This is a genomic window from Micromonospora costi (assembly GCF_003626655.1).
Taxonomy (GTDB): Bacteria; Actinomycetota; Actinomycetes; order Mycobacteriales; family Micromonosporaceae; genus Micromonospora; species Micromonospora costi.
This window is the reverse complement of the sequence record NZ_RBAN01000001.1, coordinates 832,333-845,781: the sequence shown is the minus strand read 5'-3', so window position 1 is coordinate 845,781 and position 13,449 is coordinate 832,333. Positions and strand designations below refer to the sequence as shown.

Below are 13,449 nucleotides of genomic sequence, written 5' to 3'. Positions count from 1 at the left end.
TCGGTTGACCGCTTTCCCTGGTCGTTCGGCCCGACGGGGGCCAGGGGAGGGCATCGGATGAAGCTGGTGTGGAGGCGGGCCCGCGAGGCGCGGGGGCTGCTGGCGGCCGCGTTGATCGCCGCGCTGGTAGCGGTGGCGCTCGTGACCGGTCTCTCCGAGTACAACCGCCGAGCGGTGGACGCGGGGCAGCGTGCACTGGTGGCGGCCGCCTCGGCGGAGGAGCGGAGCCTGCTGGTCAGCGGATCGGCCGGGGCCGACGCCGACGAGTTCGCGATCCGCGACCGGAAGGTCCGCGACGAGTTCGCCCACGGTCTCGGGGATGCGCGGGTCGCCGTCGCCGCCGCCCGGTACGGCACCGGCCGGGAGCTGACCGGGGACCTCGGCCCGGCGGTCCGCCCCGGCGGGGACCCGGTCTTCGCCAACCTGTCGACGCTGGAGAACCTGGCCGGGCACGCCGACCTGGTCGCCGGCGCGTGGCCGGTGCCGGGTGCCCGGCCCACGCAGGTGACGCTGCCGGAGAAGGTCGCCGCGGCGCTCGGGCTCGAACCGGGCGAGCGGGTGCCGCTGCGGGACCGCCGGACGGAACGGAACGAGGCGGTGGTGCTCGCCGGCACCTGGCGGCCCCACGACCCGGGAGCCCCGTACTGGCGACTCGCGCCGGGCGTCGGCACGGGCAGCGGCGACGCGGCCGCCACCTCGGGCACGTCGTACGGCCCCTTCGTGCTCGACCCCGAGGACTTCGACGCGACCTTCCCGGGCTCCGTCTCCGCCTCCTGGATGGTCGAGCCGGACCTCACCACCGTCGAGCCGTCCCGAGTGTCGTCGGTCCGGCAGGCCGCCGTCGACGCCGCGGCCGACCTGCCGGCTGCGGCGGACCTCGGCTCGTCCGCTCAGACCGTCACCCGGATCGACCACCTGCTGGACCGGATCAGCCGGGCCGACCTGGTGGGCCGATCCGCGCTCACCACCCCGCTGCTGCTCATCGTGGTGCTCGGCGGGTACGCGTTGGTGCTGGTCGCCGCGCTGCTGCACGAGGATCGCCGGGCGCAGAACGCCCTGCTGCGCGCCCGCGGAGCGGCGCGCCGGCAACTCGCCGGACTCGCCGCCCGGGAGGCGACCCTGGTGGTCGCCCCGGCCGCGCTGCTCGGCCCGCTGGCCGCCGCGGAGGCGCTGCGGCACCTGCGGCCGGTCGGCGCGAACGCCAGCGTCGCCTCCGGCGCCAGTGGCCTGCTCTGGGCGGCCGCCGCGGCCGCCGCCCTGGGTTGCCTGGTGGCGATGGTCGCTCCCACTCTGCGCGGCGCCGGAACGTACGTCGCCGACATGGCCGCCCGTTCGCGGCCGACACGGGGCGTGGCTGTCCAACGTGCCAGCGTCGACCTGGTGCTGGTCGTCCTCGCCGTGCTCGCCTGGGTGCAGCTGCACCAGTACGCCTCACCGCTGGCCGGGGCCGGCGGTCAGCTCGGCATCGACCCGCTGCTGGTCGCGGCGCCGACGCTGGGCGTGCTCGCCGGCGCGGTCGTGGCGCTGCGGCTGCTGCCGCCGGCCACCCGGTTCGCCGAACGGTTCGTGGACCGGCGGCCGTGGACCGCGACCATGTTCGGCATGTGGCAGGCCGGCCGGCGTCCGCACGCCGGTCCGGTGCTGCTGCTCGCGCTCGCCGTCGGCGGCAGCACTCTCGCCTGGTCGCTGGTGGCCACCGGCGAACGCTCCCAGGTCGATCAGGCCGACCACACGGTCGGCGCCGACCTGCGCCTGACCGAGCGCAACGGCGTTGCCCCGCTCGACCGGGCCGGTCAGCTCGCGGCGTTGCCCGGCGTCGACCGGGCCCTGCCGGCCTGGCGGGACGAGGTACGGATCGGCCGCGCCAACCTCCCGGTCACCGTGCTCAGCCTCGACACGGCCAATGCGGCCGGCACGGTGCGTCTCAACGACCGGTTGGCCGACGAACCGGTGTCGCGGCTCTACCAACGCATGGTCGACGCGCGCAGCACCGCGGCCGGGCTCGACCTGCCAGCCGGCACCAAGAAGATCACCGGCGTCCTCCGCACCCCCGTCGATCGAGCGGAGCGCACCTTCCAGGTCGCCGTGTCGCTGCTGGTGACCAGCTCGAACGGGCACGCCTGGCGAATGCCGGCGGCGACCGCCGGCAGCGACGGCCGCGCCGTACGGTTCGATGTCGAACTACCTGACGCCGGCGTACCGTTGCGGCTGGCCGGCTTCGAGGCCGACGGCGGCGACACGGCGGGAACCATCTACCGGCTGCGGATAAGCGACCTGCGGCTGGTCGGTGCGGACGGATCGACAGAGCCGACCAACCTCAGCGACACCTGGGTGCTCCGCGTCGCGGAGAGCGACGTGCCGCGACGGGCCGACACGACAGGCACCAGCATCGCCGCCGACCGGTCCGCGACCACCCTCCCGGGCGGACGGTTCGCCTTCCAGCCTTCGTCGAGGTTCGCCGTGGTGCCCGAGGGCGAGCAGACGCCCGTACCGGCCCTCATGACCCCGCGGGTTCGGGAAGAGCTGAGTTTGCAGATCGGCGACACCGTGGACCTGGCGCTCTCCGGCGCCACGCTGCCGGTGAAACTCATCGACGAGGTGGAGGCGATCCCCGGAACAGCCGGTGACGGCGTGCTGCTGGATCTCCCGGCGGCGGTCGACTGGCTGATCCGGGACAGCGGGACGATCCGGCCGACATCGGAATGGTGGGTCGACTCGGTGGCCGGCGGGGAGGCGGCCCAGGCCGCCGCCGGGCTGTCCGGGATCACCGTCCTCGACCGCCGGCAGGTGGCAGAGGCGGCGGCGGAGGACCCGTACTGGCGGGGCGCCCACGTCGGCCTGCTCGCCGCGGCGTTGGGCTCCGTGCTGCTCGCCCTGGTCGGTCTCCTGGTCGACGTCTGGGCCACCGCCCGACGCCGGCTGCCCGAGTACACGGTGCTGCACACGCTCGGCGCGACCCCCCGGCTGCTGGCCCGGGCGCTGCTCGCCGAACAGACCTTCCTGGCCGGTATCGGCGTCGGAGTGGGGCTGCTGCTCGGCGCGGCGGTCGGCGCCACCATGGCGCCCCTGGTGATCCTCACGCCGGCCGCCGGCCGGCCGGTGCCCGAGGCGGTCTTCACGCTGCCGTGGTTGCCGATCGGCCTGACCGCGGTCGGCCTGCTGCTGGCGGCGCTCGCCGCCAGCACCTTCATCGCCGTCGGCATCCGGCAGCGGGTGTCTGCGGCACAGCTGCGGATCGGGGGAGAACGGTGAGCATCGGCGCGGTCGTCCGCCGGATCCGGGCGTACGGGGGGCAGTTCCTGCTCCTCGGAGTCCTGACACTGGTCATCACGCTGCTGATCAGCGGCGTGCCCCGGATCACGAACCGGCTCACCGAGCAAGGGCTGCGGGAGCACATGGCCCAGCAGTTGCCGGCGCGGCGCGACATCACGTACACGATCGCGCAGGACGCGGGAAGCACGGTCCCGTCCAACGCACACGCCGGCCAGAGCAGACTGGACGTCCTCCAGGAGACGATGCCGGCCCAGGTCCGGCACGCGGTGTCGGAGCGGTGGTACGTCGCCGACAGCCCGATGGGCCGGTTGACCGGACCGGACCTGAAGCGGAACAACATACTGGTCGACCTCGCCCTGCGGGCCATGCCCGCGGTCCCGGACGCCGCCACGCTGGCCGACGGGCGCTGGCCGGCGGACGAGGTACCGCGCGACGAGCCCACGCAGATCGCGCTCAGCGCGGACACGGCCCGGAAGCTGGACCTGCGCGTCGGCAGCGAGCTGCGGCTCGCCCTGCCGGACAGCGGGGTTCCCCCCGCCTCGGTGGTCGTGGTGGGGATCTTCACCCCGAACGACCAGTCCGACGGGGTCTGGGACAGCCTGCCGCAGCTGCTGCGGGCGGCCGAGCCGCAGGGCGACGGTCAGCCGTTCATCGCCGTCGGGCTGACCACCATCAGCGCGTTGGACCACCAGGCAGCCGACGGGGTGTGGCTCACGCACAGCTGGCGGTACCGGATCAGCGGCGACGCGGTCGACGCCACACGGCTGGACGCCACGATCGACGAGCTGCAGCGTCTGGCCCAGACAGCGCCGGCCGGTCTGAAGGTCGTGCAGGGGGCGGACGTGCCACTGCGGGAGTTCCGGGACGCGCTCGCCTCGGCCCGTACGCTGCTCGCGGTGATCGCCGCCGGCGTGCTCGCCACGCTGGCCGGTCTGGTGCTCCTCGCCGCCGGACTGGCCGCGCGCCGTCGCCGTGACGAGTTCGCCCTGTTGCGGGCGCGCGGCGGCGGATCGACCACGGTGGCCCGGCGGACCCTCGCCGAATCGCTGCTGGTGGCCGCCCCGGCCGCGGCCATCGGTTGGCTGCTGGGGACGCTCGTGCCCGGCGCCCCCGGCACCACCGTGCCGTACGCCGTGGTGGCGACCGCGCTGGTCGCCCTGGCCCTGCCCCTTGCCGCCCTCGCCACGCCCGGCGGTGTCGGTCGCCGCGACCTGGTCCGGCTGCGTCCGTCCGCGCGGCGGCTCACCGTGGAGTCGTCACTGCTGGTTCTGGCCGGGCTCGCGGTGGTGCTTCTGCGCCGACGTGGCCTGACCCTGGGTGAGGTGGACCCGCTGCTGGTGGCGGTGCCGGTCCTGCTCGCGGTGGCGGTCGCGGTGCTGGTGCTACGCGCGTACCCGTGGCCGCTGCAGCTGGTCAGCCGGCTCGCGGCGCGGGCCCGGGGCAGTGTCGCGTTCCTCGGCACCGCCCGCGCCGGCCGCTCCGTGGTGTCCACCCCGCTGGTCGTGGTGGTGCTGGCGATCGCCACCGCGGGCTTCTGCGCGGTCGTCTCCTCGGGGATCGAAGCCAGCCGGGACCGGGCCGCGAGCGAGCGAGTTCCGGGCGACGCCCTGATCACGGGGGAACGGCTGGCCCCCGACACGGCGGACGCCCTGAGCGGTCTGCCCGGTGTGCGGGCGGTGGCGGCGCTGGCCAGCGAACCAGGGCAGCGGCCGGCGCGTAGCATCGCCGGCCTCGACGCCGGAATCAACCAGGTGAGCGTGCTGGCGGTCGACGGCCCGGCCCTGGCCCGGGTCGGCAGGACGGCCGGACGGGAGCTGTCCCTCCCCCCGGCGATGCGCGCCGAGGCGGGTGACGGGCCCCTGCCCGCGCTGGTCTCACCGGCCGTCGCGACCGACCTCACCCGGGCCGGCCTGGCCGGGTCGGCGTTCCTCTCCCTGCAGGGCCAGCGGTACGAGTTCCGGGTGGCCGAGACGGTGGAGAGCTTTCCGCTGGTGACGCCGGGAACCGAGCGGTTCGTCGTGCTGCCGCTGCAGGCGTTGCCGGACCGGCGCACGGTCGCGGTGCCGACCGGTTTCGTGGTGGCTGGCGACGACCTGGACACCGAGGCGCTGCGTCGGACCGCCGACGAGGGACAGCAGCGATATCAGAGCGGCGGCGTCGTGACGGGCGGCGAGCGGCCGCGCGGCGCGGAGGTGCAGACCTGGGCGACGAGTCGGCAACGGGTCGGCGAGGGCGGGGCCAACGGTCTGTTGGCGTTCGGCTTCGTCTCCGGGGCGGCCGGCGGGACCCTGCTGGGGCTGCTCGCCATCGCGTTCACCGTGCTGGCCGGTGCCCGCGCCCGCGGGCAGGTGCTGTCCCGGCTGCGTACGCTCGGCCTGTCCCGCCGGCAGTGGCGGGGCCTGCTCCTGGTCGAGCTGACGCCGCTCGTCGGCGTCGCGGTGTTCACCGGCGCTTTCGTGGGTGCGCTGCTGCCGCTGCTGCTCACGCCGCTGCTCGGCCTGTCCGCCTTCACCAGCGGCATGCCCGTCCGGGTGGCGTTCGAACCGGGCCTGGTGGCCGCGGTCGTCGCGCTCGGGGCGCTCGCCCTGGGCTTCGCGGTCGCCATAGAGGCCCTGAACAACCGCCGGCTGCGCCTCGGTGAGGTGCTCCGGCTCGGAGAGGAGAGCTGAGATGACCGCTACCGCGGCGACACCGGTCGTGCCGGACCTGGCCGACCTTCAGAAGCGGGCCGCGCAGCGCGCGGCCGAGCGGGCCGGCGGCCGGGACCGGCTGCGTGGACACATCGTCTGCGACGGGCTGGTCCGCATCTTCAAGACCGAGGGAGTGGAGGTGGTCGCCCTCCAGGGGCTCGACCTGGTCATCGACCGGGGTGAGCTGGTGGCGATCGTCGGTGCCTCCGGGTCCGGCAAGTCCACCCTGCTCAACATCCTCTCCGGGCTGGACACCCCGACCGCCGGTATCGCCCGGGTCGCCGGATACGACCTGCTCAACCTCTCCGTGAAGCGGCGGCTGAGCTACCGGCGCAAGACGGTCGGCTTCGTCTGGCAGCAGACCGGACGCAACCTGATGCCGTACCTGACCGCGTTGGAGAACGTGGAGCTGCCGATGCAGCTGGCCGGCCGGCGTGGTGGCCGGGCGCGACGTGAGCGGGCCCGGGAGCTGCTGGAGATGGTCGGCGTCGGCTACTGCGCGGATCGGCGGCCCGGCCAGCTCAGCGGCGGCGAGCAGCAGCGCTGCGCGGTGGCTGTGGCGGTGGCGAACGACCCGGAGGTGCTCTTCGCCGACGAGCCGACCGGCGAGCTGGACGAGGCCACCGGCGCGGACGTCTTCGCTGCGCTGCGCACCATCAACGCCGAGCTGGGCGTCACCGTCGTCGTCGTGACCCACGACCAGGCGGTCGCCACCCAGGTCCGTCGGACCGTCGCGATCCGCGACGGCCGGACCGCCTCGGAGGTACGCCGGACCGCCCGCATCGGCGCGGACGGCAGCACCGAGCTGGTGAGCGAGGAGTACGCGGTGCTCGACCGGACCGGCCGGATGCAGCTGCCGGCCGCGTTCGTGGAGGCGCTGGAGTTGCGGGACCGGGTCCGGCTCAACCTGGAGCCGGACCACGTGGAGGTGCGGCCGGGCGAGCAGTCCCGTGGCGAGGGGAAGGCAGAGGCATGAACGGGTGGGGCGGGACGGTCGGTCAGGTCGACGGCTCGGCGGGTGGCCGGGACGGCACGGCGGCTGGTGGTCTGGTCGGCACGACGGCTGGTGGTTCGGTCGGCACGACCGGCACGCGGTCGGTTGAAGAGGTGGTCCGGGTCGAGGGAGTCAGCCGGACCTTCGGCCGTGGCGAGCACGCCGTGCACGCGGTCCGCGACGTGTCGTTCACCGCGGTGCGGGGTGAGCTGCTCGCCGTCCGAGGCCGGTCCGGTGCCGGCAAGACCACGCTGCTCAACCTGATCGGTGGCCTGGACCGTCCGGACAGCGGCCGCGTGATGGTGGCCGGGCACGATGTGACGGCCGCGGGGGAGAAGGAACTGCTCCGGCTGCGGCGCGGCACCGTCGGCTTCATCTTCCAGACGTTCGGTCTGGTGCCGATCCTCTCCGCCGCCGAGAACGTCGGCGTGCCGCTGCGGCTGGCGAAGGTGCCGCCCGCCGAGCGGGAGGAGCGGGTCGCCATGCTGCTCGAACTGGTCGGGCTCGGTGGGCACGCGGCACAGCGGCCGTACGAGCTCTCCGGCGGGCAGCAGCAGCGGGTGGCGGTGGCCCGTGCCCTCGCCAACGACCCCGACCTGCTGATCGCCGACGAGCCGACCGGCCAGCTCGACTCGGAGACCGGCCGCTCGATCATGGACCTGCTCCGGGCGGTGGTGCAGGCGCGCGGCACCACCATCCTGGTCGCCACCCACGACCTCAACCTGATCGAGCTGGCCGACCGGGCCCTGACGCTCCGCGACGGCCGCCTGCTAACCCCCTGACCAGGCCCCACCCACCGTCCTTGGCCGCGCCCGCCCCTCCCGCCCGTCGATCATGCAGTTGTGGTTGGCTCTTTGTGCCGGTTAACGGCTTTTGCGGGGCACCACAACTGCATGATCGACGGGGTCAAGGGCGGGGACTAGAGGGGGAGCTTCATTCCTTCGTGGCTGGCTACGAAGCCGAGGTTGCGGTAGAAGCGGTGTGCGTCCTGGCGGGACTTGTCGGTGGTGAGCTGCACCAGCGCGCAGCCCCGCTGCCGGGCCTGGTCGATCGCCCACGTCATCAGCTGCCGGCCCAGCCCCTGGCCGCGCCGGTCGGAGCGGATCCGCACCGCCTCGATCAGCGACCGTTCGGCGCCGTGCCGGCCCAGCCCCGGGATGTACGTGATCTGGAGGCAGCCCACGACGTCCCCGCCCTCGTCGGCCACGATCAGGTGGTTGCGCGGGTCGGTGGTCACGTCCGCGAACGCCTTCTCGTACGCCTCGTCGACCGTGGTCACGTCCCGCGACCTGCCCAGGACGTCGTCGGCCAGCAGGGTGAGGATGGCGGGCAGGTCCGCCCGGACCGCCTCCCGGAAGATCACGTCAGCCATGCGGTGAGCCTGGCACACCGACCGCCGCCGATGGGCGGGACCGTGTGGACGCGCCCGGTCAGCGGGCGGGGCAGCGCAGGCCCTCGCGGGGAACCGTCAGGTCGACCACGTACGCGTCGACCGCGTCGGTGATGCACGCGGTCTGCGGGTAGGCGGTGTGGCCCTCGCCCTCCCAGGTGAGCACCCGGCCGACGCCGAGCATCGACGCGAGCGCGCCCGTCTGCTCGTACGGGGTGGCCGGGTCGCCGGTGGTGCCCACCACCACGATCGGCGGCGCGCCGACGGCCGCCCCCGTCGGGTACGGGTCGCGCCCGCCGGGCCACTCGACGCAGGCGAGCATGCCCACGGCCAGCGCCGGCCCGAACAGCGGGTATTTCTGCCGCCACTCGGACTGCAACTGGCGGATCCGCGCGAGGCTCGGCTTCTCGTCCTCGTCGGCGCAGTTGACCGCGAGGTTGGCGTCGAACAGGTTGGAGTAGCGGCCGTCGTCGCCCCGGCCGGCGTACGCGTCCGCGAGCCGGAACACCTCCGTCGGGTCGCCGCCCTCCAGCCGGTCGATCGCGCGGGCCAGCTCCTGCCAGCCGGTCTCCGTGTAGAGCGAGGAGATGATCGCGTAGAACACCCAGCCGGCGGTCGCCTCCCGTCCGTCCGATCCGCGTGCCGGTGAGACCCGTGCCTTGTCGATCGCCGACATCACGGCGGCCCGCGCGTCGGGCGCGATCGGGCAGCGCCCCGCGTTCGCCGCACACCAGCGGGTGAAGTTGCCGAAGGCGCGCTCGAAGCCCTTGGCCTGGCTCTCCGAGCCGGCCACCAGGCCCTGCTTCGGGTCGACAGCGCCGTCGAGCACGAGCGCCCGCACCCGCTGCGGGTAGAGCTGGGCGTACGTGGCGCCGAGCAGCGTGCCGTACGAGTAGCCGAGGTAGGTCAACTTCTCGTCGCCGACCGCGGCGCGGACCGCGTCCATGTCCCGGGCGGCCTGCTCGGTGCCGTAGAGGGCCAGCTGGTCGCCGTACTTTTCGCCGCAGCCCTGCCCGACGCGCCGGTTCAGCGCCACGAAGCCGTCGAACGACTCCTGGCTGCGCGGGTCGGGGTCGTAGCCGAAGCTGGCGTCCAGGTCGGCGTCGGGGATGCACTTCACGGGGCTGGACCGGGCGACGCCGCGCGGGTCGAAGCCGACGATGTCGAACCGCTCGGTCACCGAGGCGGGCAGCCCGCCGAACGTCGGCCCGAACGAGAGGTAGACGGCCGTGTCCACCCCGGAGCCGCCGGGGCCGCCCGGGTTGAGCACCAGCGAGCCGATCCGGTCGTGCTGTTTCGTCGACCGGGCCCGCAGCAGGGAGATCTCGAAGGTCTGCCCCGCGCCAGGGCCCGTCGTGGCGCCGGTGCCGGTGCCCCAGTTGCGGGGCACGGCGATCCGGGCGCACTCGTAGCGCATGTCCGGCGCGCCGCGCCCGACCAGCTCGTCGGCCACCTCCGGGCAGGGGCGCCAGGTCGGTGTGGTGCCCGCCGCGGCGGCCGGGCCGTCGGTCGCGCTGCCGGACTCGGTGCTCGGTGCGAACGCCGGCAGCGTGCAGCCGGCGGTGAGCAGGGCGGCGACGGCGAAACCGGCGAGGGTGCGGCGGACCCGGCGGATCCGGTCGGCGGTGCGGGACACGAGTGGGCCCTCCGTGATCGTCTCGCCGCCAGGCTACGCCGGGCCGCCGGCGGCCGGTTCGACGGTAGCCGTCGGGTCGCCGCGCAGCACCTGGTCGACGTCGAAGCGCACGGGCCGGTCCAGCTGGTCGTAGCGGCAGGAGCGGGGATCGCGGTCGGGCCGCCAGCGCACGAACTGCGCGGTGTGCCGGAACCGGTCGCCCTCCATCGCGTCGTAGCCGACCTCCAGCACCAGCTCGGGGCGCACCGGCTCCCACTCCAGGTTCTTCGTGCCGGTCCACCGGCTGACCCCGCCCGGGATGCGCTGCCCGCGCTCGTGGTCGCCGTGCACCCACGGGTGCTCGCCGCCGGTGTCGCGGTAGGGGGCCAGCTCGTCGAGCAGCTCCTTCCGCCGCGCCATGCTGAACGACGCGCTCACGCCCACGTGGTGCAGCACGCCGTCGTCGTCGTAGAGGCCGAGCAGCAGGGAGCCGACCACCGGACCGGACTTGTGCCAGCGGAAACCGGCCACCACCACGTCGGCGGTGCGGGCGTGCTTGACCTTGAACATCAGCCGCTTGCCCGGCTCGTAGGGCAGGTCGGCCGGCTTGACGATCAGCCCGTCCAGGCCGGCGCCCTCGAAGACGTCGAACCAGCGGTGCGCCGTCTCCGGATCGGTGGTGATCGGGGTGACGTGCACCGGCGGGCGTACCCCGGCCAGCGCGGCCTCGAGGCGGGCCCGGCGCTGCGGGTAGGGCTGGTCGACCAGCGCCTCGTCGTCGATGGCCAGCAGGTCGAACGCCACGAAGTCGGCCGGCGTGGTCTCGGCCAGCAGCTTCACCCGGGACGCGGCCGGGTGGATGCGCTGGCCCAGCATCTCGAAGTCGAGCCGTGGCTGCCCGCCCGGCCCGTCCCGCCGGATCACGATGAGCTCGCCGTCGACCGCGCAGCGCTCCGGCAGCTGCTTGCGGGCCTGCTCGACGACCTCGGGGAAGTAGCGGGTCATCATCTTGCCGCCCCGGCTGGCCAGCTCCACCTCGTCGCCGTCGCGGAAGATGATGCACCGGAAGCCGTCCCACTTCGGCTCGTACGTCATCCCGGGCGCGGTGGGAATCTGCGGGACACTCTTGGCCAGCATCGGCTCGACCGGGGGATTGATCGGCAGCTCCACGGCGACCAGTCAACCAGACGCCCCCGACACGGTGAGGCAGATCACCGCCGGCCTGCGGGCGTCGTGTCCGCCGCCGTCCCGCTCGTCCCTACCGTGCGAATCGGAAAACCGCAGGTCAGAGCTACTTTCGCGGGGTGTCGGAGTGGATCTGCGCCTGCTGCGGGCGCTACCGGGTCAGCGTCGAGCTGATCCGCGGCCGCTACCGCTACCGGCTGGCGCACCGCTATCCCCGGGAGTTCGGCGGCGGCAAGAACGTGCTCGGCGAGGTCGGCTCGGTCGGCGAGCTGGAGGACCTGCTGCGCCGGCACACCACGCTCACCCTCGCCGACCTCCGCGAGGCCGCCTGAGCCCGGCCGCCGTCCGTACGCTGGCCGCAGACGACCGCGGAGGTGCCCGGATGCCCGCACTGACCTACCCGCACGTCGGCGCCACCCGCGCCGGCGAGCTGCCGGCCGGCTGGCGGCACGTACGGCACCGGGTCCGCCTGCCCGACGGGTGCTACCGGTCCGCCGGCGCGGCGGTGCTCGGCTGGCGGCTGCACCGCGCCGCGGGGATCCGGATGGAGGCGGACGCGGACCGCGCCGCCCCGGGCGTGCGGGTGACGTCGGGGCTGGGCGTCGGCCGGCTGCGGCTGTGGGCGCCGTGCGAGGTGGTGTGGGCCGCCGACGACGCGCGGCGGATCGGCTTCGGGTACGGCACGCTGCCCGGGCATCCCGCGCGGGGCGAGGAGGCGTTCGTGGTGAGCCACGACGACGCCGGGCACGTCTGGTTCGAGGTCGTCGCGTTCAGCCGGCCGGCGGGGTGGCTCATGCGGCTGGCCGGGCCGTTCGGGCGGGGTTTCCAGCAGGCGTACGCCTGGTGGCTCGGGCGGACCCTGCGCCGGCTCTGCGCGCGGAGCTGACCGGACCCCCCGCACCGGCGGGCCGCCGGCCGGGCCGACGGGCGATGCGACCGCGCGGGCCGGCCGACGACGCGATGCGACCGCGCGCGGGCCGGCCGACAGGGCGATGCGACCGCGCGCGGGCCGGCCGTGTCCGTCGCCGATTCGGCGTCAGTAGCGGGCGAACGAACGGAGGGGCGCCCGGGGCCCGTACCTCGGCGCCTGGATCCCGGCGGCCTCCAGCAGCACGCACACCCGGCCACGATGGCCGCGGAACGGTTCCAGCAGCGCCAGCATCCGGGCGTCGTCGCCGCGCGGCTCGCCCGCGAGGGCCCACGCCACGGTGTTGGGCACGTGGTAGTCGCCCACGCTGACCGCGTCCGGGTCGCCGTACGCCACCCGGACCACCTCGGCGGCGGTCCACGCGCCGATGCCGGGTACCGCCGTGAGCCGGCGGGTCGCCTCGGCGGCGTCCGCGCACCGCTCCAGCCGGTCCGCCACGGCGGCGGCGCGGCGCAGCGTGTCGGCCCGGCGCTGCTCCACTCCGAACGGATGGAAGACCCAGTACGGGCTGGCGGCGATCGCGGCGGGCTCCGGCGGGAGGAGCAGCGGCACCGGCCCGGGCGCCGGCTCGCGGAAGTGCCGGACCGTGGCCGAGTAGGCCCGGTACGCCTCCTTGCCGGTGACCTTCTGCTCGAGGACCGCCCGGAGGATCCGGGGGAAGAGCAGCCCGGTGGCCGGCATCCGCAGCCCCCGGTGCTCGCGGGCGAGCCGGGCGACCACCGGGTGCGCCGCCGCGAGGTCGGCGAAGCCGGTGAGGTCGTCGCGGAGCCCGGCGACCGCGTCGGCGCGCTCCACCACCCAGTCGGCGCCGGGGCCGTACCCCTCGGCCAGCAGGTCACCGGCCGACGGCCGCAGGGTCAGCGTGGCCGGGCCCTGCGGGGTGCGGGTCGCCCACCAGAAGGCGCCCGCCACGATCCGGGCGCACGGATCGTACGGGCTGAAGATGAGCGGGCGGACCGAGCCCGCGAGGCGGTAGCCGGTCGCCGGGCGCAGCACCCGACGTGCGGTCGGCTCGGTCGCGGTCATCCCGCCACTGTGCCAGAACCCGCGCACCGCGAGCGGGACGGTGCCGGGGCGAGTGACCCTCCGGACATCGGCGCTGAGGTCGGACTCCATCGGCCGAACTGGCAGTCCTGCGTCAGTCGGGTAGCCGGAATATTTGCCGCAAGACAGACCAAAACCTGTAAATGTGGAATATCACCACCGGCTGTGGCGACTTTTCCGTGGCCGGCTGATAGCCCGCAGGTGAACGCACTGCTACGGTCTCGACCGTCGCCCCTCACATCGAGATGATCCGTCCTTCGGCGCCCCGGGCCCGGGCCGGAGTCGGGACGGTTCGTCCGTCGTGACGTCGCAGCCCTCCTCGAGCGGTCG

The 13,449-nt window shown here is 74.6% G+C and carries 10 protein-coding genes; 6 read left to right on the top strand and 4 right to left on the bottom strand.

The window, feature by feature from the left end:
• Positions 1–57: 57 nt before the first annotated feature.
• Genes D7193_RS03800 through D7193_RS03785 form a run of 4 tightly spaced genes read left to right on the top strand, consistent with a single transcriptional unit; the run spans position 58 to position 7,739 of the window.
• Positions 58–3,252: an FtsX-like permease family protein gene (locus D7193_RS03800; RefSeq protein ID WP_120777955.1), complete on the top strand. Its 3,195-nt coding sequence runs from the start codon at positions 58–60 to the stop codon at positions 3,250–3,252.
• On the top strand, positions 3,249–5,942 hold the full coding sequence (locus tag D7193_RS03795; protein ID WP_120777954.1) for an FtsX-like permease family protein: 2,694 nt from the start codon (positions 3,249–3,251) through the stop codon (positions 5,940–5,942). The genes D7193_RS03800 and D7193_RS03795 overlap by 4 nt, the downstream gene beginning before the upstream one ends.
• 1 nt (position 5,943) lies before the next feature.
• Positions 5,944–6,939, top strand: a complete 996-nt coding sequence (locus tag D7193_RS03790; protein ID WP_120777953.1) for an ABC transporter ATP-binding protein — start codon at positions 5,944–5,946, stop codon at positions 6,937–6,939.
• Positions 6,936–7,739 carry an ABC transporter ATP-binding protein gene (locus D7193_RS03785; protein ID WP_120777952.1) on the top strand — a complete coding sequence of 268 codons (804 nt, stop codon included), beginning with the start codon at positions 6,936–6,938 and terminating at the stop codon, positions 7,737–7,739. Before D7193_RS03790 ends, D7193_RS03785 begins: the two co-directional genes overlap by 4 nt.
• 137 nt (positions 7,740–7,876) lie before the next feature.
• On the opposite strand, the gene D7193_RS03780 is transcribed toward D7193_RS03785, so the two are convergent.
• From D7193_RS03780 to D7193_RS03770, 3 genes are read right to left on the bottom strand one after another with little or no spacing between them, the layout of a single operon-like run.
• Positions 7,877–8,329 (bottom strand): GNAT family N-acetyltransferase, encoded by a 453-nt coding sequence (locus D7193_RS03780; RefSeq protein ID WP_120777951.1) that lies wholly within the window; start codon positions 8,327–8,329, stop codon positions 7,877–7,879.
• A 58-nt stretch (positions 8,330–8,387) separates the two neighbouring features.
• Positions 8,388–9,962 (bottom strand): alpha/beta hydrolase, encoded by a 1,575-nt coding sequence (locus D7193_RS03775; protein WP_241562896.1) that lies wholly within the window; start codon positions 9,960–9,962, stop codon positions 8,388–8,390.
• 54 nt (positions 9,963–10,016) lie between these two features.
• A complete protein-coding gene (locus D7193_RS03770; RefSeq protein ID WP_120777949.1) occupies positions 10,017–11,132 on the bottom strand; it encodes an ATP-dependent DNA ligase in 1,116 nt (371 codons plus the stop codon).
• A gap of 134 nt (positions 11,133–11,266) precedes the next feature.
• On the opposite strand from D7193_RS03770, the gene D7193_RS03765 reads away from it, so the two are divergent.
• Both D7193_RS03765 and D7193_RS03760 read left to right on the top strand, forming a co-directional pair.
• Positions 11,267–11,479: a hypothetical protein gene (locus D7193_RS03765; protein ID WP_120777948.1), complete on the top strand. Its 213-nt coding sequence runs from the start codon at positions 11,267–11,269 to the stop codon at positions 11,477–11,479.
• Positions 11,480–11,529: 50 nt separating this feature from the next.
• Positions 11,530–12,033, top strand: a complete 504-nt coding sequence (locus D7193_RS03760) for a DUF1990 family protein (protein WP_120777947.1) — start codon at positions 11,530–11,532, stop codon at positions 12,031–12,033.
• A 150-nt stretch (positions 12,034–12,183) separates the two neighbouring features.
• On the opposite strand, the gene D7193_RS03755 is transcribed toward D7193_RS03760, so the two are convergent.
• Entirely contained in the window at positions 12,184–13,101 is a 918-nt protein-coding gene (locus D7193_RS03755) for a DNA-3-methyladenine glycosylase family protein (RefSeq protein WP_120779232.1), read from the bottom strand.
• Between the last annotated feature and the right edge of the window lie 348 nt (positions 13,102–13,449).

What these genes read in the sequence shown, in the direction of transcription:
- D7193_RS03785 (WP_120777952.1), top strand. Translation starts at nt 6,936, where the DNA reads ATGAACGGGTGGGGCGGGACGGTCGGTCAGGTCGACGGCTCGGCGGGT.
- D7193_RS03800 (WP_120777955.1), top strand. Translation starts at nt 58, where the DNA reads ATGAAGCTGGTGTGGAGGCGGGCCCGCGAGGCGCGGGGGCTGCTGGCG.
- D7193_RS03760 (WP_120777947.1), top strand. Translation starts at nt 11,530, where the DNA reads ATGCCCGCACTGACCTACCCGCACGTCGGCGCCACCCGCGCCGGCGAG.
- D7193_RS03780 (WP_120777951.1), bottom strand. Translation starts at nt 8,329, where the DNA reads ATGGCTGACGTGATCTTCCGGGAGGCGGTCCGGGCGGACCTGCCCGCC.
- D7193_RS03790 (WP_120777953.1), top strand. Translation starts at nt 5,944, where the DNA reads ATGACCGCTACCGCGGCGACACCGGTCGTGCCGGACCTGGCCGACCTT.
- D7193_RS03755 (WP_120779232.1), bottom strand. Translation starts at nt 13,101, where the DNA reads ATGACCGCGACCGAGCCGACCGCACGTCGGGTGCTGCGCCCGGCGACC.